The 22898-nt window shown below is 73.4% G+C and carries 14 protein-coding genes and 1 riboswitch; of the genes, 10 read left to right on the top strand and 4 right to left on the bottom strand.

Annotated elements, in window-relative coordinates; all coding sequences use genetic code 11:
- Positions 1-2 precede the first annotated feature (2 nt).
- Positions 3-1688, bottom strand: coding sequence for an FAD-dependent oxidoreductase (locus tag FHE66_RS08825; protein ID WP_139072599.1), 1686 nt, complete (start codon positions 1686-1688; stop codon positions 3-5).
- A 61-nt stretch (positions 1689-1749) separates the two neighbouring features.
- Here FHE66_RS08825 and FHE66_RS08830 point away from each other — a divergent pair, with 61 nt between their 5' ends.
- Entirely contained in the window at positions 1750-2313 is a 564-nt protein-coding gene (locus tag FHE66_RS08830; protein ID WP_139072600.1) for a TetR/AcrR family transcriptional regulator, read from the top strand.
- A gap of 171 nt (positions 2314-2484) precedes the next feature.
- On the opposite strand, the gene hrpA is transcribed toward FHE66_RS08830, so the two are convergent.
- Positions 2485-6573: an ATP-dependent RNA helicase HrpA gene (gene hrpA / locus FHE66_RS08835; RefSeq protein WP_255303665.1), complete on the bottom strand. Its 4089-nt coding sequence runs from the start codon at positions 6571-6573 to the stop codon at positions 2485-2487.
- A gap of 329 nt (positions 6574-6902) precedes the next feature.
- On the opposite strand from hrpA, the gene FHE66_RS08840 reads away from it, so the two are divergent.
- The 3 genes from FHE66_RS08840 (at position 6903) to metE (ending at position 11544) form a co-directional block, all read left to right on the top strand.
- Entirely contained in the window at positions 6903-7898 is a 996-nt protein-coding gene (locus FHE66_RS08840) for an endonuclease/exonuclease/phosphatase family protein (protein ID WP_139072602.1), read from the top strand.
- Positions 7899-8144: 246 nt separating this feature from the next.
- Positions 8145-8238: riboswitch (SAM riboswitch) on the top strand.
- A gap of 7 nt (positions 8239-8245) precedes the next feature.
- Positions 8246-9160 (top strand): methylenetetrahydrofolate reductase, encoded by a 915-nt coding sequence (locus FHE66_RS08845; RefSeq protein ID WP_218013667.1) that lies wholly within the window; start codon positions 8246-8248, stop codon positions 9158-9160.
- A complete protein-coding gene (gene metE / locus FHE66_RS08850; protein WP_139072603.1) occupies positions 9157-11544 on the top strand; it encodes a 5-methyltetrahydropteroyltriglutamate--homocysteine S-methyltransferase in 2388 nt (795 codons plus the stop codon). The genes FHE66_RS08845 and metE overlap by 4 nt, the downstream gene beginning before the upstream one ends.
- On the opposite strand, the gene FHE66_RS08855 is transcribed toward metE, so the two are convergent.
- Together FHE66_RS08855 and trpS are read right to left on the bottom strand one after the other, a co-directional pair.
- Entirely contained in the window at positions 11541-12788 is a 1248-nt protein-coding gene (locus FHE66_RS08855; protein ID WP_139072604.1) for a trans-acting enoyl reductase family protein, read from the bottom strand. The genes metE and FHE66_RS08855 overlap by 4 nt on opposite strands.
- 54 nt (positions 12789-12842) lie before the next feature.
- Entirely contained in the window at positions 12843-13925 is a 1083-nt protein-coding gene (trpS, locus tag FHE66_RS08860) for a tryptophan--tRNA ligase (RefSeq protein ID WP_218013672.1), read from the bottom strand.
- 149 nt (positions 13926-14074) lie between these two features.
- Between trpS and FHE66_RS15510 the strand changes: the two genes are divergently transcribed.
- The 6 genes from FHE66_RS15510 to FHE66_RS08900 all read left to right on the top strand — a co-directional run bounded on the left by FHE66_RS15510 (position 14075) and on the right by FHE66_RS08900 (position 22894).
- Entirely contained in the window at positions 14075-14398 is a 324-nt protein-coding gene (locus tag FHE66_RS15510; RefSeq protein ID WP_176554716.1) for a YtxH domain-containing protein, read from the top strand.
- A gap of 5 nt (positions 14399-14403) precedes the next feature.
- Positions 14404-15423, top strand: a complete 1020-nt coding sequence (locus tag FHE66_RS08870; protein WP_369692761.1) for a Gfo/Idh/MocA family oxidoreductase — start codon at positions 14404-14406, stop codon at positions 15421-15423.
- A gap of 40 nt (positions 15424-15463) precedes the next feature.
- Complete coding sequence (locus tag FHE66_RS08875; protein ID WP_139072606.1) at positions 15464-16537, top strand: VIT1/CCC1 transporter family protein; 1074 nt, start codon at positions 15464-15466, stop codon at positions 16535-16537.
- A gap of 198 nt (positions 16538-16735) precedes the next feature.
- The gene (locus FHE66_RS15515; protein ID WP_176554718.1) at positions 16736-20809 is read left to right on the top strand and encodes an Ig-like domain repeat protein; all 4074 of its coding nucleotides are present in this window, start codon (positions 16736-16738) and stop codon (positions 20807-20809) included.
- A 330-nt stretch (positions 20810-21139) separates the two neighbouring features.
- Entirely contained in the window at positions 21140-21763 is a 624-nt protein-coding gene (gene eda / locus FHE66_RS08895) for a bifunctional 4-hydroxy-2-oxoglutarate aldolase/2-dehydro-3-deoxy-phosphogluconate aldolase (protein WP_139072607.1), read from the top strand.
- Between the two features lie 30 nt (positions 21764-21793).
- Positions 21794-22894, top strand: coding sequence for a sugar kinase (locus FHE66_RS08900; protein WP_139072608.1), 1101 nt, complete (start codon positions 21794-21796; stop codon positions 22892-22894).
- The last annotated feature ends 4 nt before the right edge of the window (positions 22895-22898 follow it).

Below are 22898 nucleotides of genomic sequence, written 5' to 3' on the forward strand. Positions count from 1 at the left end.
GACTAGCGCACGGTGGTCGCCGTCGCCGTCGCCGTCGCCGTCGCCGTCGTCGTCACGCCGACCTTCGCCATGTGGCGGGCGGCGCGCATCCCGAAGACGGCGGCCGGGCCGATGGTCGAGCCGGGCCCGGGGTACGTGCGCCCCATGACCGAGGCGGAGTTGTTGCCCGCTGAGTAGAGGCCCTCGATGACCGAGCCGTCCTCGCGCAGCGCCCGCGCGTCGGCGTCGGTCACCACACCACCCTTGGTGCCGAGGTCCCCGACGACGAGCTTGAAGGCCGTGAAGGGGCCCTTCTCGATGGGGCCGAGGTTGGGGTTGGGGCGTACGGTCGGGTCGCTGTAGTAGCGGTCGTAGGCCGAGTTGCCGCGGCCGAAGTCGCCGTCGACGCCGGAGCGCGCGAAGCCGTTGAAACGCACGATCGTCTCGGCGAAGCGGGCCTTGTCGACGCCGAGCTTCTCGGCGAGCTCCTCGAGGGTGTCGGCCTTGACCATGATCCCGGCCTCCTGCATCTTCTTGTTCGCCCGCGGGTCCAAGGCGTAGGTGCGCAGGTAGCGGCGGGCGTGCCGGACGTCGGTGACCATCCAGTACGGGCCGTCCTTGTCGTGCTCGAGCATGTGGTGCCCGAGGTCGACGTAGGACTCGGACTCGTTGGCGATCCGTTCGCCGGTGGAGTCGACGATGATCGAGTAGGGCATGGACCGCTCGCCCACGATGAAGGACGGCGACCCGCCGGGCAGTGCCTCGATCGAGGCTCCCCACCAGGCGTCGTCCATGAGCTCGAGCGCCGCTCCGTGGCGTGCGGCGATGTCGATCGCGCCGCCGAGGTTGCCGCGGGCGCCGGAGGGGGCGCCGTCGATGCCGTGGTACTTGCGGCGCCACTCGACGTTGTGGTCGAAGCCGCCGGCGGCGAGCATGACGCCGTGCGTCGCGCGGATCGTCAGCGCCTTGCCGTCGCGCGTCGTCCGGACACCGACGACGCGGTCGTCCTCGATGACGAGGTCCTCGAGCGGGGCGCTCAGCCACAGGTCCGCGCCGAGCTTCTGGACGACGACGTCGAGGAACGCGGCCGTCCAGCCGGAGCCGATCCCGGCGAGCTTCTTGCCCGTGACGATGCCGCCGAGGGCGCGGAAGACGAACTGGGCGCCGCGGACGAAACCGCCCGGGGTGGACCAGGCACGGCCGAGCAGCCACACGTCGTCGGTCTTGGCGGGCAGCGGGATCGGCGACTGGTTGGTCTTCCACCAGTCCCCGATGCGCTTGACGTCGAAGGGCTTGACCTCGAGGCCGCGGCCGATCTTGCCGCCGGGCAGCTCGGGGTAGTAGTCGGCGTAGTCGGGCGCGCGGACGAGCTCGATGCCGTACTTCGTCGCCGTGTCGACGAAGTCCGCGACGCCGTCGACGAAGGCCTCCTTGCGCTCGCGGCTCGTCGCGCGGCCCTCGTCGCCGATCGTCGCCTCGAGGTACTCCAGCGCCTCCTCGCGTGAGTCCCCTGCACGGTCGCGGCGCATGAGCGGGTTGTTGGGCAGCCACATGCCTCCGCCGGACATCGCGGTGTTGCCGCCCCACGCGCCCGTGCTCTCGAGGATGAGGACGCGCAGGCCCTTGTCGGCCGCTCCCAGCGCCGTCACCATGCCCGCGGCACCGCTGCCGACGACGACGACGTCGTAGGTCTGGTCAAATTCGGTCATCTCTGCTCCCTCCAGTGGGACAGATACCGGACAGAGTTGTCCGGTTCCTATGATCATGAGCATGACGCTCGCCGCCCGCGGAGGCAACAGAGGTCCTGCGGCGGCCGCCGACAACCGGCGCGCGCTGCTCAGGGCGGCACGCGAACTCTTCGCCGACAAGGGGTACAACGTCCCCCTGAGCGCCATCGCCCGTGAGGCCGGCGTGGGGCAGGGCGTGCTCTACCGCCACTTCCCGAGCCGCCTGGACCTCGCGTTCGCCGTCTTCGAGGAGAACTTCGCCGAGCTCACGGCGCTCGCCGAGGACGAGGCGCCCGACGCCTTCGAACGGGTCGTCGCGCGGATGGTCGAGCTCATGGTCGAGTCGGTGGGGTTCGTCGAGCTCGTCGTCGGCGCGCGCGGCGTCGTCACGGACTACCAGGGCGACCGCCAGCTGGCCGAGATCCTCACCGGGCCCCTCGAGCGCGCCCGGGCCGCCGGCCTGACAGCCCCCGACATCGGGGTCGAGGCCGTCGCCCTCGCCCTGCGGATGATCTACGGCGTGGCGACCACCGCCCGCGATGACGACCAGCGCCGCGCCGACGTCGCCGCCGCCCTGTCCCTCGTCACCACCCGCTGGCGCCCCTAGCGCACGCCCGCCGCCCTCGCCCTCCAGGTCGCTCCCGCCGCTCGCCCGGCCTTCGCCCGCCGCCGAGTTCGCACGTTCTCCTCCGAGTCCCGCTGAACGAACCGGCGACCACTGACGGGAAGGTGCGACCTCGGCGGGTGGGTGAGGGTGGGGCCGGGGAACGTGGCTGCGTCAGGCGGTGGCGAGGAGCTTGCGGATGCGCTTCTCGCTCACCTTGACCGGGGTGCCGAGCTGCTGGGCGAAGAAGCTCACGCGCAGCTCCTCGATCAGCCAGCGCACCTCCTCCAGGATCGCCTGCCGGGCCGCGTCGGCGGTGGCGTGGCGCGCGGCCGACGCCGCGGCCTCGTACTCCTCCTCCAGCTCGCCCACGCGCCAGGCCAGGTTGGCGTCCTGGTGGACGTTGTCCTGGGCGCGCTGCACGCGCCGCTGCGCCGCGCGCAGGTAGCGCGGCAGGTGGGCCAGCCGGTCGGCCGGGGTGCGCGAGACGAAGCCGTCGTAGACCAGCCGTGAGGCCTGGTCCTTGACGTCGGTGAGCGTGTTGAGGAGGAACATCGACGTCGCGTCCTTGACCGTCGCCTCGAGCTCACGGTGCGCGTCGAGCACCGCCACCACCTGCCCGACGATCCGGTACACCCGGTCCTCCAGCCCGGCGCGGACGGCGTCGCGCAGCTCGGCGTAGCGGGCGGCGTCCATCGGCTCGCGACCGCCGTGGGCCGCGACCCACTCGTCGGCCAGCGCCGTGACGGCGGCGAGCTGGACGTCGGCGACGAGCGACCCGGTGTCCCGGTACGGGCTTGCGGCGAGGGTGAGCGCCTCGCGGCCCGTCCACCGCGTCGTCACACGCGAGGTGGACAGCGCCGTCTCGGTGAGCAGCAGCCGCCGGACGCCGCGACGGTGGTCGCGCGCCTGCTCGCCGGAGTCGGCGAGGACGAGGAGGTCCACCCGCGGCGGCTTCCCGCGCTCGGCGCGCACCTCGACGAGCGCCGGGTACCCGCGCACGAGCAGGCCGTGCGGCCCGGTCGACTCGACCTGCGCGGGGATGGTCCCGACGGCCGGCCACGTGCTGAGCCCGTGCTCCTCGGTGATCCCCGCCGCCACCGGCCGCGCGGCCCCGGCGGCGGCGCCCTCGACCACCGTCTCGCCGCCGGTCGGCGCCGGACCGCCCGCAGGCAGCCGCCCGCCGCCGGACTGCTCGCGGGCCTCCTCCAGCGCGAGGGCGACCGCGCCCTTGACGGCGCTGCGCACCGCGGCCTGGGTCTGTGCCGCGAGCCGCCGCTGGAGCATCGGCAGCGACGTGCTCTCCCCGAGCACGGTGCCCTTGTCGTCCAGGACGCGGAACGTCATCCGCAGGTGGGAGGGCAGCTTCTCCTCGTCCCACGCGTCGTCGGGGATCTCGACGCCGCGCGCCATGGCGACGGCGGCGGAGAAGGCCTCGCGGAAGGACGGCGCCCCGAACGGCGCCGGCGCGACGTCCGACCACTGCGGCAGCAGCTTGAGCACCTCCCGGGCGACGTCGGGAGCCGGGACGAGCTGGACGCGCACCTTCTTCGGCAGCGAGCGGATCGTCGCGACGGCGAGGTCGGGCAGCAGGCCGGGGACCAGCCAGTCGAACCCGTCGGCGCGCAGCCTCCCGAGGACGGCGACCGGGACGTGGACGGTGACGCCGTCGGCGGCCGTGCCGGGCTCGAACTGGTAGGTGAGCGGCAGGGTGAGGTCGCCCTGCCTCCACGTGTCCGGGAAGTCGCCGGAGGAGACGTCCGGCTCCCCGCCGAAGAGGAGCTCGCGGGTGAAGTCGAGCAGCTCCGGCTCCTCGTGGCGGCGCTTCTTCCACCACGAGTCGAAGTGCCGGGCACTGACGACGGACTCGGGCAGGCGCTCGTCGTAGAAGTCGTAGATGCCGTTCTCGTCGATGACGAGGTCCCGGCGTCGGGTGCGGTTCTCCAGCTCCTCGGCCTCGGCGAGGAGCTCCTTGTTGCGCGCCCAGAACTTGTGGTGGGTGCGCCACTCGCCCTCGACGAGCGCGTGGCGGATGAACAGCTCGCGGGCCAGGGCGCGCGCCGCGTCGGTCCCCACGCGGGAGAGGGGCACCGTGCGGTCCGCGACGAGCGTCATCCCGTAGAGGAGCACCTTCTCGTGGACCATCGCCGCGCCCTGCCGGGCGGACCAGTAGGGCTCGGAGTAGACCTTCTTCACGAGGTGCGCCGCGGCCGGCTCCACCCACGACGGCTTGATGTGCGCGACCGTCCGGGCGAAGAGGCGGGAGGTCTCGACGAGCTCGGCGGCCATCACCCAGTCGTAGGTCTTCTTCGCCAGGCCGGACCCGGGCCACACGACGAACCGGGTGCCCCGGGCGCCGGCGTACTCGCGGCGTCGCTCGTCGTAGCTGCCGAGGTTGGACAGCAGCCCGACGAGCAGGGACTGGTGGATCGCGTCGGCGCTCGCGGCGTCCGCGGAGCGGCCCGCGGTGACGGCGGCGGCGGCCGGGTCCTCGCCCACCTCGTCCGCGTGCGGCAGGGCGATCGGGTGCATGGACAGCCCGAGCGGCTTGGCGAGCTGACGCAGCTGGGCGACGACGTCCTGCCACTCCCGCACCCGCAGGTAGTTGAGGAACTCCGCCCGGCACATCCGGCGGAACGCCGAGCCGGACAGGTCGCGCTGCTGGATCCGCAGGTAGCGCCAGAGGTTGAGGTAGGCGAGGAAGTCGGACGTGGGGTCGGTGAACCGGCGGTGCTTGGCGTCGGCGGCCTGCTGGTGCTCGGCGGGCCGCTCGCGCACGTCCTGCACCGACAGGGCGGCGACGATGACCATGACCTCCGCGGCGCAGCCGTTCGTCTGTGCCTCGAGGAGCATCCGGCCCAGCCGCGGGTCGATCGGCAGCCGGGCGAGCTGACGGCCGACCGGGGTGAGCCGGGGACCGCCGGCGTCGTCCGGGTCGAGCGCGCCGATCTCGACGAGGAGCTGGACGCCGTCGCGCACGGACCGCGTGTCGGGCTGGTCGACGAACGGGAAGCCCTCGACGTCGCCGAGCCCGAGCGCCGCCATCTGGAGGATGACCGCGGCGAGGGAGGTGCGCAGGATCTCGGGCTCGGTGTACTCCGGTCGCGAGTCGTAGTCGGCGCGGGAGTACAGCCGGATCGCGATGCCGTCGGCCACGCGGCCGCAGCGTCCGGCGCGCTGGTTCGCGCTCGCCTGGGAGACCGGCTCGATCGGCAGCCGCTGGACCTTCGTGCGGTTGGAGTAGCGCGAGATCCGGGCGGTGCCCGGGTCGACGACGTAGCGGATGCCGGGCACGGTCAGCGAGGTCTCGGCCACGTTCGTCGCGAGGACCACGCGGCGGAGCTGGTGCGGCTCGAACACCCGGTGCTGCTCGGCGGCGGAGAGCCGCGCGTACAGCGGGACGACCTCGACGACGCCGGGCCGTCCGGGCGCGGCCCGGCCGGCGTACCGCGGGCCGAGGTGCTCGGCGAGGGCGACCTCGGTGTCCCGGATCTCCCGCTCGCCGGAGAGGAAGACGAGGATGTCGCCCGGGCCCTCGGTCATGAGCTCGTCGACCGCGCGGCAGATCGCCGTCGGCTGGTCGAGCTCCTCCTCGGGGGCGGGGGAGTCGTCCTCGGTGTCGGGGACGAGCGGCCGGTAGCGGACCTCGACCGGGTAGGTCCGCCCGGAGACCTCGACGACGGGCGCCGGGACGCGCTCGCCGTCCTCGCCGTCGCGGCCGAAGTGGGCGGCGAAGCGGGCGGAGTCGATGGTCGCGGAGGTGATGACGACCTTGAGGTCGGGACGCTGCGGGAGCAGCCGGGCGAGGTAGCCGAGGATGAAGTCGATGTTGAGGGACCGCTCGTGGGCCTCGTCGACGATGATCGTGTCGTAGCGACGCAGCAGCGGGTCGCGCTGGATCTCGGCGAGGAGGATGCCGTCGGTCATGAGCTTGACGAGCGTCGTCGGGCCGACCTCGTCGGTGAAGCGCACCTGGTAGCCGACGGCGCCGCCGAGCGGGACGCCGAGCTCCTCGGCGATGCGCTCGGCCACGGTGCGGGCGGCGATCCGGCGCGGCTGGGTGTGCCCGATGGTGCCCTCGACCCCGCGGCCGAGCTCGAGGCAGATCTTGGGCAGCTGGGTCGTCTTCCCCGAGCCGGTCTCACCGGCGACGATGACGACCTGGTGGTCGCGGATGGCCGCGGCGATCTCCTCGCGGCGTGCCGAGACCGGCAGCTGCTCCGGGTAGGTGATGTGCGGGACGGCGGCGCGTCGGGCGGCCAGCTGCTCGGGCGAGTAGCCGCGGTGCCCGGCCGGACGTCCGGACCGGCCGGAGCGGCCCTGGCCAGACCCGCGCCGACGCTTGCCGCGGCGGCCCTCGCCGCGCTGCACGGCCGCGGCGCGCTCCCCGGCGGACGCGTTGTCTGCGTGCTCCGCGCCCGGCTCCGTGCTCACGGTCGACCATTCTCGCCGATCGGGCGGGCCCGGTCATCCGGGTTTCCTCCCGATGAACGGTCCCGTCCGGGCGAGGAGGAGTGCGGGAGTTGTGCGCGCCGGGTGAGGGGGGTGGGAGGACGGCGCCCCGGGAGTGCCTGCCGGGTGACAATGGCGCGGTGTTCAAGCTCCTCGGCTGGGTGGTGACCCTCGCCCTCGTCGCCGCCGCCGCGCTCACGCTCGACCCGGCGCGCCTCGGGCTGTCCACCCGGCTCCCGGTCACCCAGGCGATCGCCATGCGTCCCTACCTCGTGGCCGGTTTCGTGGTGCTCGGCGGCGTCCTGCTGCTCGGTGTCCTGCTCGCCGCGCTCCGCGGACGACGGCGGCCGCGGGGTGCCGTCCTCGCACTTGCGTTCCTCGCGGTCGGGCTCGGGCACGGGCTCGTCCTGTGGGACCGGGGCCTGACGGACGACCCGCTCCCCGAGGCGCCCGCCGGTGCCGTCACCGTGTTCACCCTCAACACCCTCGGGGGCGGCGCGACGCCCCAGCAGGTGGCCGCGGCCGCGCTGGGGACGGGCGCGGACGTGCTCGCCCTGCCGGAGACCTCCGCGGCCAGCGCGCGACTCGTCGCCGAGGAACTGACGGCGAGCACGGGGACGCCGTTCCAGGTGTTCGCCCGGCAGACCGGGAAGTGGGAGTCGAGCTCGACCGCGCTCCTCGTGAGCGCTGACCTCGGGGAGTACGCGGAGGCCGACCCGCCGGCGACGTCGCACGGCGCGGTGCGTGCCGAGCCGGTCGACGGCGAAGGCCCCACGTTCCTCGCCGTCCACCCCATCAGCCCGCACGCGCCCGGCCGGGCGATGGAGCGGTGGCGGGCCGACCTGCACGCCGTGACCGAGGCGTGCCGCAGCGAGTCCGACGTCATCGTCGCCGGGGACTTCAACGCGACGCTCGACCACGAGCCCATGCGGGACATCGGCACCTGCGTCGACGCGTCGACCGAGGGTGGTGTCGGCGGGCTCGCGACGTGGCCGGCGCACCTGCCCCGGCTCGTCGGCGCCCCCATCGACCACATCCTGCTCGACGGCGACCGGTACGTCGTCGACGCCGCCGCCGTGCTCGACGTCGGTGACAGCGACCACCGCGCCGTCGTCGCGCAGCTCTCCCCGAGGTAGCCGCACCCTCGCGCACAACTCCGCTGTCGCGCGCAACTCGGCTGTCGCGAGCAACTCCGCTGTCGCGCGCAACTCGGCTGTCGGCGGGGGAAAGGTTGAGGACCTCCTCGCGAGAGCCGACTTCTGCGCGAGAGCGGAGTTCTGTACGACGGGCGGCCCCGTCTCACCGCGCCCGCCCGGGCCCTCCTGTGGTCTCGCATCCCGGATGGTCTTTGCCCAGGTCACGACGGCACCAGCACGATCGCACCACCATCCAGAGCGGTCGAGAGTCCTGGCTCGTCGACGCCGCAGCAACCCCCCGGTCCACGGGTGCGGGTGCTTCCGCCAGGTCCGATGGGAGAGTCTCCTTGAGCACCGCTAGCCTGCTGACCGTGCCGCGTGGCCGACCGACCGTGTCCTTCGAGCTCTACCCGCCGCGCACGCCGGCCGCTGCGGCCGCCGCGTGGGAGACCGTCGAGCGCCTGGCTGCAGCCGCGCCGGACTTCTTCTCCGTCACCTACGGTGCGTCCGGCTCTGCACGGGACGCCTCCCGGCAGCTCGTGCAGCGGATCCTCGCCGAGACCTCGGTGACCCCGATCGCCCACCTCACCTGCGTCGACAGCACCCGGGAGGAGCTCCGGCAGCTCGTGCGCGAGATCGTCGACGACGGCGTGCGCGACTTCCTCGCGCTGCGTGGCGACCCGCCCGACGGGCGCCCCGCCACCCGCCCGGGCGGCCTCAGCCGGTCGAGCCAGCTCGTCGCGCTCATCCGCGACGTCGAGCGGGAGCGCCTGGGCGGCCGCGGGCTGAGCATCGCCGTCGCCGCCTACCCGGCGGGCACGTCCCACACCCGCGCCCAGGACGTCGCCGCGCTCCTGGAGAAGCAGGAGGCCGGCGCGGACTACGCGATCACCCAGGTGTTCTACGACCCGGCCGCCTACGCCGACCTCGTCGCCGAGGCGCGGGCCGCCGGGGTCCACCTGCCCGTCGTCGCCGGGATCATCCCGCTGACCGAGCCGCGCCGGCTCACCCGGCTCGCGGCCCTCACCGGGGTGCCCGTGCCGGACGACGTCCTGGACCTCCTCGCCGCGGCCCCCGACGACGAGGAGCGCCACCGCGTCGGCGTCGCCGCGACCGTGCGGCTCGCCGAGGGCGTCATCGCCGCTGGCGCACCTGGTCTGCACGTGTTCACCTTCAATCAGTACCGGCCCGCGCTCGACGTCGTCGAGCGACTTCGCCGACCACTCGCCCACACCCGACCGATCACGAGGACGACCCGATGACCGACCGCACCGCGCCCCAGCTGCCCGCCGCCACGATCCTCGGGTACCCGAGGATCGGGCCGCGCCGCGAGCTCAAGCGCGTCGTCGAGGCCTTCTGGGCGGGGCACAGCGAGCTCGACGACCTCGAGGCGCAGGCCGCCGAGCAGCGCCGCTCCCAGCGGACCCGGCTCGTCGACCTCGGCCTGGCGCCGGACGACGCGTCCATCCCGAGCGACTTCTCCTACTACGACCAGGTGCTCGACGCCGCCGTCACGCTCGGTGCGGTCCCGCCGCGCTTCGCCCACCTCCTCGACGAGGACGGCGCCCTCGACCTGCCCGGCTACTTCACCCTGGCCCGGGGCGAGGGCGACGTCGCGCCGCTGGAGATGACGAAGTGGTTCGACACGAACTACCACTACCTCGTGCCGGAGATCGGCCCGCGCACCGAGTTCCGCCTCGCCGACGACCGCGTCCTGCGGCTCTTCCTCGAGGGCGCCACGGAGGGCGTGACCACGCGCCCCGTCGTCGTCGGGCCGGTGACGTTCCTCCTGCTGAGCAAGGCGGTGGGGGAGCAGCACGGTGAGGGCGCCGCTCCCGCGACCGCGCCGCCCGCGGGCTTCACCCCGCTCGACCGGCTCGAGGACCTCCTGCCCGTCTATGTCGAGCTGCTGCGCTCGCTCGGCAGGGCCGGGGCGCCGTGGGTGCAGCTCGACGAGCCCGCGCTCGCCGTGGACTGGGATGTCCCGCGCGAGCGGGTGCTCGCCGCCGCCGAGCGCGCCTACGCCGTGCTCGCCACCGAGACGACCCGCCCCGAGCGGCCCGCGCTGTTCGTCCCGGTCCCCTACGGCTCCGCGGAGGACGCCCTGCCGGTGCTCGCCCGGGCCGGCGTCGAGGCCGTCGGCCTCGACCTCGTCCGGGGCGCCGCGCCCTCGCCCGAGGTGCTCGCGCAGCTCGGGGACGCTGTCGTCGTCGCCGGGGCGGTCGACGGGCGCAACGTCTGGCGCACCGACCTCGACGCCGCGCTCGCCCGTCTCCGGGAGCTCGAGGCGGGGCTGCCCGACGGCGCGGCGCGCGACGGACGGCTGTGCGTCACGACGTCGACCTCCCTGCAGCACGTCCCCTACGACGTCGGGGCGGAGCGCGCGCTGGACCCCCAGCTGCGCAGCTGGCTCGCCTTCGCCGACCAGAAGGTCGAGGAGGTGCTTGCCCTGGCGACCGCCCTCACCGGCGGCCCCGGCGCCGCGAGCGAGGCGTTCCGCACGGCCGCCGACCGCCGCCGCTCCCGCTTCGAGCACCCCGGTGTGCGTCGGGAGGACGTCCGCCGGCGCGTGGCCGCGATCGGTGAGGAGGACGTGACCCGGGCGGACTTCGCCGAGCGGGCCGCCGCGCAGGCCGAGGTGCTCGACCTCCCGCCGCTGCCGACGACGACGATCGGCTCCTTCCCCCAGACCTCCGAGATCCGCAGCGCCCGCGCCCGTCACCGCGCCGGCGACCTCTCGGAGGAGGAGTACACCGCGGCGATGCGCGCGGAGATCGAGCGGGTGGTGCGGCTGCAGGAGGAGCTCGGCCTGGACGTGCTCGTCCACGGCGAGCCCGAGCGCAACGACATGGTCCAGTACTTCGCCGAGCAGCTCGAGGGGTTCGCGGCCACCGAGCACGGGTGGGTGCAGTCCTACGGGACGCGGTGCACCCGGCCCTCCATCCTCTGGGGCGACGTCGCGCGTCCCGCGCCCATCACCGTCGAGTGGACCCGGTACGCCGCCTCGCTCACCGACAAGCCTGTCAAGGGCATGCTCACCGGACCGGTGACGATCCTCGCCTGGTCCTTCGTCCGCGACGACCAGCCGCCGGCGGACACCGCCGCCCAGGTGGCGCTCGCGCTGCGGGAGGAGGTGGCCGACCTCGAGGCCGCCGGCATCGGCATCATCCAGGTCGACGAGCCCGCCCTGCGCGAGCTGCTGCCCCTGCGCGCGGAGCACCGGCCCGCCTACCTCGACTGGTCGGTGCGCGCGTTCCGCATCGCCACCGCCGTCGCCGGCCTGCGCACCCAGGTCCACACCCACCTGTGCTACTCGGAGTTCGGGGACGTCATCGACGCGATCGACGCGCTCGACGCCGACGTCACGAGCATCGAGGCCGCCCGCTCCCGGATGGAGGTGCTGCCCGAGCTGCACGCCGCGGGGTTCGCCCGCGGCGTCGGGCCCGGTGTCTACGACATCCACTCCCCGCGGGTGCCGAGCGAGGACGAGGTCGCCGAGCTCGTCGGGCTCGCGGCCGAGTCGGTCCACCCGCGGCTGCTGTGGGTCAACCCCGACTGCGGCCTCAAGACGCGGCGTTACGAGGAGGTCGAGCCCGCGCTGCGCCGCCTCGTCGCGGCGGCGGGGCGCGTGCGGGCGCGGCTCTAGGCCGGCGCCCCTTCCAGGCGCTCGGTGGTGATCTGGAACCCGGCGCGCACGAGCCGGTCGGCAAGGACCGGGCCGAGGGCCGTGGCGGGGGTGAGCACGCCGCCGCCGTCGGGCAGCCGGCTCTCGTCGGTGGCGAGCGCGAGAGCCGACTCCCCGAGCATGACGGCGGTCGCCGCGTACCCCGGGTCGCCCTGGGCGGCGAAGACAGTGCGGTAGCGGGCGCCGGTGGTCGTGCGGGCGAGGGTCTCGACGCGGAAGTGGCCCGACAGGCGCGTCTCCTCGTCGGGTCCCTCACCGGGAGCGGGCAGCAGCCGGTCGGCCAGCCAGCGGGTGGGCGGCAGGGTCATCGCGGCGGCCGCCGCCCCCGTGCCCAGGGCGAGGGCGCGCGCCCGCCGCTCCCCGCGCGGGCCGGGCCCGAGGTCGATGACCTCGCGGTAGCGCAGGTCGCGCCCGTAGGCCCAGCCGGCGAGCGCGTTGCTGCGGTGGACCACCCGGGTGTTGAACGCCGCCATCGGGAAGGGCGCCACCCAGGTCCCGGTGAGCAGGTCGCGGAAGGCCCGCGCGGGCACGTGCTGGTCGACGGCGGGTGGGGCGACGCCGTCGGGCAGCAGCGCGTAGGGGTCGGCGAGGACGCGCCGGGCCTCCGGGTCCCGGGCGGCGTCCGCCTGGACCCGCATCGAGTCGATCGTCCCCCCGCTCACGCCGCCCGCGATCTCGCGCACGGCGAGCGTGACCTCGCGCAGCCCGCCCGCGGCGTCGGCCCGGGCGTGGAGCGCGGTGAGGAGGACGGACAGGTCCGAGGGCACCGAGTCGAACCCGCACGAGTGGACGATGCGCGCCCCGGTGCCGCGCGCGGTCTCGTGGAAGCGGTGGGCGCTCTCGCGCAGGAAGAGCACCTCCCCGGCGAGGTCGGCGTAGTGCGTGCCCGCCTCCGCGCACGCCCGCACGAGCGGCAGGCCGTGGCGCGTGTAGGGCCCGACGGTCGTCGCGACGACGCGCGTGGAGGCGGCGAGGTCCGCCAGCGCGGCGTCGTCCTCGGCGTCGGCGGTGAGGACCTGCCAGTCGGCCGCGTGCTCACCCAGCCCGGCACGCACCGCCTCGAGCCGCTCGCGGGAGCGCCCGGCGAGGGCGACTCGCCGGCCGGGGGCGTGCCGCGCGAGGTACTCGGCGACGAGACGGCCGACGAAGCCGCTCGCGCCGTAGACGACGACGTCCAGCGGGCGGTCCTTCCGGTGCTCGCTCATGCACCCGAGGCTAGGTGGACAGCGCCGAGCGCGCACGGTCGTGCGCCGCCGGGTTCAGGAGTAGACCATCCCCAGCGCCGTCTGGACCTCGGCGAGCGTGGCCGCGGCGACCTCGTTCGCGCGGGCGTTGCCCTCGGCGAGCACCTGGCGCAGGTAGCCCGGCTCGGCGAGGAGCTCGGCGCGGCGGGCACGGATCGGGGCGAAGTGCTCGTTGACCGCCTCGGTCACCGCCTTCTTCAGCGCGCCGCCACCGCCGTCGCCGATCTCGGCAGCGACCTCGTGCGGGTCGCGCCCGCTGGCGAGCGCGGCGAGCAGGACGAGGTTGGAGACCTCGGGGCGCCCGGCGGGGTCGTAGGTGATGTGCCGGTCGGAGTCGGTGACCGCCTTCTTCAGCCGCTTGGCGGTGGTGTCGGCGTCCATCCCGATCTCGATGGTGTTGCCCTTCGACTTGCTCATCTTCTGCCCGTCCGTGCCGAGCAGGAGCGTCGCAGCGGACAGGAGGGCCTCGGGGGCGGGGAAGACGGGGCGGTCGGGCTGCACGCGCCCGTAGCGCTCGTCGAAGCGGCGGGCGATGACGCGGGCCTGCTCGAGGTGCGGGAGCTGGTCCTTGCCGACCGGCACGAGGTTGGCCTTGCAGAAGAGGATGTCGGCGGCCTGGTGGACCGGGTAGGTGAGCAGCAGCCCGGACATCGGACGCCCGCCGCTCGCCTCGTACTCCGCCTTGACGGTCGGGTTGCGGCGCAGCTCGGCGTCGGTGACGAGGGAGAGGAACGGCAGCATGAGCTGGTTGAGCGCCGGCACCGCGGAGTGGGAGAAGACCGTCGAGCGCTCCGGGTCGATCCCGATCGCGAGGTAGTCCGCGACGAGCGAGAGCACCCGCTCCTCGATCTCCCCGACGGCGTCGCGGTCGGTGATGACCTGGTAGTCGGCGATGAGCACCCAGGTCTCCACGCCACGGTTCTGCAGCGCCACCCGGTTGGCCAGGGTCCCGAAGTAGTGGCCGAGGTGGAGGTGGCCGGTGGGCCGGTCCCCGGTGAGGACGCGGAACTGCGAGGGGTCCGCGTCGATCTCCGCCTCGATCTGCTGGGAGCGGCGGGTCGTGCGCTCGAGAGAGGCGTCGGAGGTGGACTCGGCCAGCGCGTCTGCGGCGGCGGCGTCGGCGGTCTGCTCGGTACTCACCCCGCGATCCTAGTCATTCCCCCCGTTCCCGGGCGGTCGTGCCCGTGCGCGGTGGCCCAGGTCACCGTAGGGTGATGCCCCTCATCACATACGGAGGTGGACGTTTCATGGGCAAGCTCTCGTTCTTCGTCGGAGCCGGGGTCGGTTACCTGCTCGGTGCTCGCGCAGGTCGGCAGCAGTTCGAGAAGATCAAGTCCGCGAGCCAGCAGGTGTGGGAGAACCCCCGCGTGCAGTCGGGCGTGCACAAGGTCGAGGAGAAGGTGGGCCAGGTCGCCCGCGACCAGGCCTCCGCCGTCACCGACAAGGTGACCGGCACGGTGAAGAGCCGGATCAACGGCACGAACGGCTCGACGAGCTCCTCGTCCGCCCCGTCCGCAGGCTCCGGTGGCGGCTCCCAGATGCCCCCCACGCCTCCTCAGCCCGAGATCTGAGCGCGATCCGCACCGCCCTCGTCGGCTTCGGCCACGCAGGGCAGGTCTTCCACGGCCCGCTCCTCGCCGACGACGCGCGGTACCGGCTCGAGGTGATCGTCACCTCGGACGCCGGTCGCGCGGCCGCGGCGGCCCGCCTGCACCCGCAGGCGCGGGTGGTCCCCGACCTCGCGGCGGCGCTCGCGACCGGGCCGGACCTCGTCGTCGTCGCCTCGCCGCCGGCCACCCACGTGGCGGCGGCGACGGCGGCGCTCGAGGCGGGCTGCGCCGTCGTCCTCGACAAGCCGATGTGCCCCGACCCCGCCGAGGGGCGCGCGCTCGTCGAGCGGGCCGAGGCGCTCGGGCGTCCGCTCACGGTCTTCCACAACCGCCGGTGGGACAGCGAGCTGCTCACCGTTCAGCGGCTGCTCGCGGAGGGGGCGCTGGGGGAGGTGTGGCGCTTCGAGTCCCGGCTCGAGCGCTGGAAGACGGCCGAGACCAAGCCGTGGAAGGCCGCGGCGACGTGGCGTGAGGGAGGCGGTGTGCTCTTCGACCTCGGCTCCCACCTCATCGACCAGGCGCTCGTCCTCTTCGGGCCGGTCGACGAGGTGCACGCCGAGCTCTCGGCCCACCGCGGCGGCGCGGACGACGACGCCTTCGTCTCGCTGCGTCACCGCTCCGGGGTGCGCTCGCACCTGACGATGAGCACGACGGCGACACTGACCGGGGACCGGATGCGCGTCCTCGGCTCGCGCGCCGCGTTCGTCAAGACGGCGCCGGACGTCCAGGAGGCCCAGCTGGCGGCCGGGCTCGCGCCGTCGGCGGCCGACTACGGGCAGGAGCCGCCGGCGCTGCTCGGCACGGGCGACGGCACCGAGCCGGTGGCGTGCGAGCCGGGCCGCTACCCGCGGTTCTACGACCTGCTCGCGACGGCGCTCCTCGAGGGAGGGCCGCTGCCCGTCGACCCGCGCGAGGCGCTCGCCGTCGTCGAGCTCGTCGCCCGCATCCACCGAGTGAGGGTGCCCGAAACGTCCGTCGCCGGGTAGGCGTTCCTCGTTTCCCCATGTCGGGGAAGCCTGTTTGGCTATGGGGGTGAACGACCGCCCCGCGCCCACGCGCGCCCAGATCCGCCGATGGCGCCGCTACCTCGCCGACGAGCGCGCCGAGGCAGCCGTCTACCGCGACCTCGCCAGCCGCCGGACGGGGGAGGAGCGGGCGATCCTGCTCGAGCTCGCCGAGGCCGAGGGGCGCCACGAGGAGCACTGGCGGACGCTGCTCGGGGAACACGTCGGCTACCCCCGGCGCGGCGCGCTGCGCACCCGGGTGCTCGGCTGGCTCGCCCGCCGCTTCGGTGGTGTGTTCGTCCTCGCGCTCGCCCAGCGCGCCGAGGCGCGCTCCTCCTACGCCGCCGACGAGGACGCCACCTCGGCGATGGCGGCCGACGAGCAGATCCACGGCGAGGTCGTCCGCTCCCTCGCCACCCGCGGCCGCAGCCGCATGTCCGGCATGTTCCGCGCCGGGGTGTTCGGCGCGAACGACGGCCTCGTGTCCAACCTCGCGCTCGTCCTCGGCATCGGGGCGACCGGCGTCTCCGGCCAGACCGTGCTCTTCACCGGCATCGCCGGCCTGCTCGCCGGGGCGTTGTCGATGGGCGCCGGTGAGTACGTGTCCGTGCGCTCGCAGCGCGAGCTGCTCGAGGCCTCCCGGCCCGACCCGTCCACCGCGGAGGCGATCCCGCACCTCGACGTCGACGCCAACGAGCTCGCCCTCGTCTACCGCGCCCGCGGGATGAACGCCGAGGAGGCGCAGGCCCACGCGCGGGAGGTGCTCTCCGCACCGGCCCTGCGGCACGCGGAGCATCCGGAGTCGGAGTTCGAGGAGATCGGCACCGGCCTGTCGGCTGCCGTCTCCAGCTTCTTCTTCTTCGCCTCCGGTGCCCTGCTGCCCGTTCTGCCGTGGGTGTTCGGGCTCTCCGGGACGACGGCGGTGCTCGTCGCCGCCGCCGTCGTCGGGCTCGCGCTGCTGCTCACCGGCGCTGTGGTCGGCGTGCTGTCCGGCGCGCCCCCGCTCAGGCGGGCACTGCGCCAGCTGGCCATCGGCTACGGGGCTGCCGCGGTCACCTACGTCCTCGGGCTCGCCTTCGGGACGACGGTGGCCTGAGCCGCCATCACGCCCGTTTCGTCCTTCTTTCGCAGGAGAGCGCGCGCCCCGCTTTCGCAGGATGCTCCGCGCGCTGGCGCGGGACTAGCGTGGTTGGTTGCCAGAGAAAGCGCTTACCAACGAAGGAGCGTGACGATGACGTCGCAGCGGCAACCCATCAGGCGTAGGGCGGTGACGGCGGCGGCCACAGGCATCGCGATGTGCGCGACGCTGCTGACGGCCCCGGCCGGTGCACAGACCGAGGAGCCCGGGTTCACCGAACTCCTCGGCTTCGAGAGCTACACGACCGGGGCCCTCGACGGCCAGGACGGCTGGACGGCGACCGGCGCCGCCGCCGTCATCCTCGACCCGGTCAACCAGAACAACCGCGCCCTCGAGCTCAGCGGCCCGAACCAGCGCGCCCACCGGGCCGTGGCCGCCATCGAGGACGGCGAGACCGGCACGGTGTTCTTCCGCATCCGGCGCGACGGCAGCGTCGACACGTCCTTCGGAGTCACGGACAGCGACAACCCCTCGGACTTCGCCCACAGTCGGGCCTACGTCAACAACCAGAACAACGACACCCTGCTCGTCCGTGACGGCGGCGCCTTCGCCACCGCCGGCACGTGGGCCGAGGACGTGTGGCAGTGCGTCTGGCTCGTCGCCGACAACGAGACCGACGAGGTCGCGGTCTACAGCCAGGGCGGCCCGTACGAGGAGCAGACCCGCCTGCCCGCGGGCGCCGAGGAGACCTTCGGCTTCCGTGCCGCCGTCGACGGCCCGCTCGACCGCTTCTTCTGGATCAACGGCTCCCCGAACACGGGCCGGATCATGCTCGACGACGTCGCCGTGGACACCAGCGGCGTCAACCTCGACATCCCCACCGGCAACGTCGCGGACTGCGAGACGGCCGACGTCGCCCCCGAGCCGCTGCTCAACCCGCTGCCCGACCCGGAGCTGTCGACCCTCGGCATCGAGGTCGAGGAGCTGGTCCAGCTGCCCGCGTCGCAGACGACCCCCGAGACCCAGGACCAGCGCCTGATCCGGCACAACCGCATCACCCACCTCGACGAGGTGCCCGACGGCTCCGGCCGGCTCGCCGTCCCGGACATGAACGACATCCTCTACATGGTCGACAAGGACTCCGGCGAGCACACCGCCTACCTCAACGTCCGTGACGCGTTCATCGACAACTTCCACAACCACGCCGGCCTCGGCACCGGGTTCGGTTTCGTCGAGTTCCACCCGGAGTTCGCCGAGAACGGCATCTTCTACACCGTCCACACGGAGTCGGGCACCGCGCTCACCGAGGACACCCCCGACTTCCCGGCGTTCGGGACCACCGGCTTCCACAGCGTCATCACGGAGTGGACCGCCACCGACCCCGCCGCGGAGACCTTCGAGGGCACGAGCCGCGAGATGATGCGCGTCCCCTTCGGTGGCCGCGTCCACACCGTCCAGCAGATCGCCTTCAACTGGACCGCCGAGCCGGGCGACGCCGACTACGGCAACCTCTACATCCTCGTCGGCGACGGTGGCAACGGCGTGGGCAACGACAACCCGCAGGACCTCGCGACGCCGCAGGGCAAGATCTTCCGCATCGACCCGATGGGCGACAACAGCGCGAACGGGGAGTACGGCATCCCCGCCGACAACCCCTTCCTCGACGAGGACGGCGCGCTGCCGGAGATCTACGCCGTGGGCATGCGCGACCCCCACCGCATCAGCTGGGACACCGAGACCGGGAAGATGTACCTCGGGCACATCGGTGAGTGGCAGGTCGAGTCGATCTACGAGGTCGAGCCCGGTGACAACTTCGGCTGGTCGGTCCGCGAGGGTCCGTTCCTCGCCGAGGGTCGCCAGATCTTCCCGCTGCCCGAGGACGACGCCGAGTACGGCTTCACCTACCCGGTCGCCGCGTACGACCACAACCGCGACCCCGGCCAGACCGGTGACGCGGGCGTGGCCGTCAACGGCGGCTACGTCTACCGCGGAGAGATCGAGGAGCTGCGCGGCAAGTACCTCTTCACCGACATCGTCCGCGGCTTCGTCCTGTCGACCGAGGCGGACGAGATGGTCCGCAACGACGGCGACCTCGAGGACCTCGCCACCATCTCCGAGCTGCGCGTGTTCCACGAGGGCGAGGAGACGACCTTCCAGGAGCTCGTCGGTGACCGCCGCGTCGACCTGCGCTTCGGGGCCGACGCCGACGGCGAGCTGTACCTCGTCTCCAAGGCCGACGGGAAGGTCTGGCGGGTCACCGGCGCCGTCGAGCTGCCGCCGAACAACCTCGTCGCCCGCTACACCTTCGACAACCCCGTCGCGGGCAACCCCGCCTGGGAGGACGACCAGGGCTTCTCCGGTACCGACATCGAGCTCGTCAACGGCGGCGCGCTCCAGCGTGTGGCCGACGCCGCCTACCCCGGCGCCGGACGGGCGCTGCAGACCCAGCAGCTGAGCCCCGCCGTCCGCGGCAACAACGACTGGAAGGCCGGGGTCTACGACCCGGCGGGCGTCGACTCCCTCGAGGCCCTCGCCGGCGCCGAGGCGATCACCGTCATGGGCTGGTTCAAGCGCACCGGTGAGCTGCCCGCCCTCAACAGCGAGACGACCAACCCGGACGACCGCTTCAACGCCATCGGCCTCGCCGGTGTCCTGTCGGGCAACTCCGACGGCCACGGCGTGCGCGCCCTGCTCGAGGTCATCCAGGTGGGCGACGAGCTCAAGCTCGTCGCCCTCGGCCGCCGGCTCGACGACGGCAGCTCGTGGACCTTCGCGGCCGACAAGCCGTGGGACGAGATCCTCGCCCAGAACACCTGGGTCCACCTTGCCGCGAGCTTCGACTACGTGGGCGGTGAGATGAAGCTCTACATGAACGGTGAGGAGCTCGAGGGCGAGTACACCGCGGCGAACCCGTGGGGCTCGGGCCCGACCTCCGACACCGTGCCCACGGGCATCAAGATCGGCGGCAGCTTCCCGCAGAACACCGCGGAGCGGAACCCGTTCCACGGTCGCATGGACGACCTCATGTTCCTCGACATGGCGCCCACGGCCGAGCAGATGCGGAGCCTGTACGCGACGTACGGCGTCGAGCCGGTCGAGCCGCCGCCCTCGCCGTCGTGCGAGTTCGACGAGTCGATGACCGACCTCATGGCGGCGGAGAACTGGGCACCGCGCACCCCCGCCAAGTGGGACCTGCCGGGTGACCAGATCATCCTCAAGGAGGTCGGCGACAACCCGAACGACGGCATCCGCCGTCCGTTCGAGTACGCCGTCCTCGACGGTCACGAGTTCGAGTCGGTGCAGATCGACGCGAACGTCCGGCTCGACGCGCCGTCGTCGGTGAACAACCGGGACATCATCATCGTCTTCGGGTGGCAGTCCGACACCGAGTACTACTACGCGCACATCTCGCAGGACAACGCGATCTACGCGCACAACGGCATCTTCAAGGTGGACAACAAGGACCGGGAGCGCATCGACCACCAGTGGGACGGGTCGATCGGTGCACCTCCGGCCATCACCGACGAGGAGTGGCACGACGTGCGCGTGACCCACTGCGCCGGCACCGGTGAGATCGCCGTGTGGGTCGACGGGGACGACACCCCGCTCATGACGGCGACCGACACGACCTTCGACGGCGGCAGGATCGGGTTCGGCTCCTTCGACAACACCGGGAGCATGCGCGACCTCGTCGTCTCCGTCCCGGCCGCCGTCGAGGCCGCCCCGACGACGACACGGCTCGACCTCCCGCGTCAGCTGTCCGTCTACGGGCGCGAGGCCACGGCCGAGGTGACCGTCGCGAGCGAGGGTGCCACGCCGTCGGGCACCGTGGAGATCCGGGCCGGGGGCGAGACGATCGCCTCCGGTGAGCTCGGGGCCGACGGCACGGCCTCCGTGCCGCTGCCGCGTGACCTGCCCGCCGGCTCGCACCGGCTCACCGCGGTCTTCGTGGGCGGCGACGCGTTCGAGCCCTCCGAGAGCCGGGCGGTGACCTACGTGGTCCTGCCCGCGCTCGCCCGGGTGGACATCGACGCCGAGTCGCGGGTGCCCGGGGGCAGCTCCCCGGAGATCACGGTCGACGTCACGGGCCGCGGCGAGGACCCGGTGCCCACCGGGAGCGTCACGGTGACGGCCGGCTTCCGGGTCGTGGGCACCGTGCCGCTCGACGAGGGCGGTACCGCCGAGATCCAGCTCCCGCCGGTCCGCGGCACGACGCTGGTCACCGCCGTCTACAGCGGCGACCACGGCTACCTCCCGGGTCTGGACGTCACGACGATCCGCACCCGCTGACCCGTCACAGGGAGGGCGGGCCGCAGCTCGAGCGGCCCGCCCTCCCTCCTTCCTTCCCCCGCCCCACCTCCCACCGAGCGCTGGATCGCGCACGCCTCGGCAGTGCGTGATCCAGCCCTCGGCGGGAAGGGGGTGGGGGTTGCGGTGGGGGGCGTGCAGAATCCAGCGCTCGGCGCAGGAGTGTGGGCGGGGAGGGGACGTCCAGGCGGTCGCGACCTTCCTGCGGGAAGCGCTTTCTGTTAGTGTCCGGAACGGAAACACGAACGCGGCGCCACCCGCCGCGACTCAGTGACGAGACACCGCGCACGGCGCGGGGACAGGGGTTCGGGGATGTCCGAGACGCTCGAGGCGCTCGCAGCCGCGCGGCTGGTTCCGGTTGTCGTCCTCGACGACGCCGCACACGCCCGCCCGCTCGCGGGCGCCCTCGCCGAGGGCGGTCTGCCGGTCGCCGAGGTCACCTTCCGCACGGCGGCCGCCGCCGCGGCGATCGCGGAGATGGCGAAGGACGGCCGGGTGCTCGTCGGTGCCGGGACCGTCCTCACCCCGGCCCAGGTCGACGAGGCCGTCGACGCCGGCGCGCGCTACGTCGTCTCGCCCGGGTTCTCCCGCGCCGTCGTCGAGCGCTGTGCCGCGCGCGGCGTGCTCGCCCTGCCCGGCGCCGTCACCGCCACGGAGGTCCAGGCCGCCCTCGAGGCCGGCATCAGCACGGTGAAGTTCTTCCCCGCGGAGACCTCGGGCGGCGCCGCGGCGATCAAGGCGCTGTCCGCCCCGTTCGGCGGCGTGCGCTTCGTGCCCACCGGCGGCATCGGACCGGCCAACCTCGCCGAGTACCTCGCCCTGCCGGCCGTCACCGCCGTCGGCGGCAGCTGGATGGTCCCCCGGGACCTCATCGCCGCCGGCCGTTTCGACGACGTCGCGGCGATGGTCGCGGACGCCGTCGCCCTCACCCGCTGACCGCCCGTACCCCACCGCGAGGAGACCTTCGTGACCCTGCAGATCCGTGACGCCGCCGAGTGCCGGTACGACGTGCTGTCCCTCGGTGAGGTGATGCTGCGGCTCGACCCGGGGGAGGGCCGCATCCGCACCGCCCGCAGCTTCCGGGTGTGGGAGGGCGGCGGGGAGTACAACGTCGCCCGCGGCCTGCGCCGGGCGTTCGGGCTGCGCGCCGGGGTGGTCACGGCGCTCGCGGACAACGAGGTGGGCCGCCTGGTCGAGGACTTCATCCTCACCGGCGGCGTGGACACCTCCCTCATCCGGTGGGTGCCCTCCGACGGGATCGGCCGCTCGGTGCGCAACGGGCTGAACTTCACCGAGCGCGGCTTCGGCGTGCGCGGCGCGGTGGGGGTCTCGGACCGCGGTCACACGGCTGCCTCGCAGCTGCGCGCGGAGGACGTCGACTGGGACCACGTGTTCGGTGAGCTGGGCGTCCGCTGGCTGCACACCGGCGGGATCTTCGCGGCGCTGTCCGACACCTCGGCACAGGTCGTGCTCGCTGCGGTCCAGGCAGCCAAGAGGCACGGCACGGTCGTGTCCTACGACCTCAACTACCGGCCCTCGCTGTGGAAGGACATCGGCGGGCAGGCCAGGGCGCAGGAGGTCAACCGGGAGATCGCCCACCACATCGACGTGATGATCGGCAACGAGGAGGACTTCACCGCCTCCCTCGGCTTCGAGGTCGAGGGTGTGGACGAGAACCTCACCGACCTCGACGTCGCGAGCTTCCGGGCGATGATCGAGAACGTGCAGGCGGCCTACCCGAACTTCGAGGTCATCGGCACGACGATGCGCAGCGTGCACACCGCGACGGTCAACGACTGGGGCGCGATCGCCTGGTCCAAGGACGAGGGCTTCGCCCAGGCCACCCACCGCGAGCGGCTGGAGATCCTCGACCGGGTGGGCGGAGGGGACTCCTTCGCCTCCGGCCTGGTCTACGGCCTCATCACCGGCGAGCCGCTGGCCACCGCAGTAGAGTACGGCGCGGCCCACGGCGCCCTCGCGATGACGACCCCGGGAGACACCTCGATGGTCACCAAGGACGACGTCGTCAAGCTCGCCACCGGCGGCAGCGCACGAGTCCAGCGATAGCACG

The sequence above is a fragment of the Georgenia sp. 311 genome, from assembly GCF_006151955.1.
Lineage (GTDB): Bacteria > Actinomycetota > Actinomycetes > Actinomycetales > Actinomycetaceae > Oceanitalea > Oceanitalea wutianyii.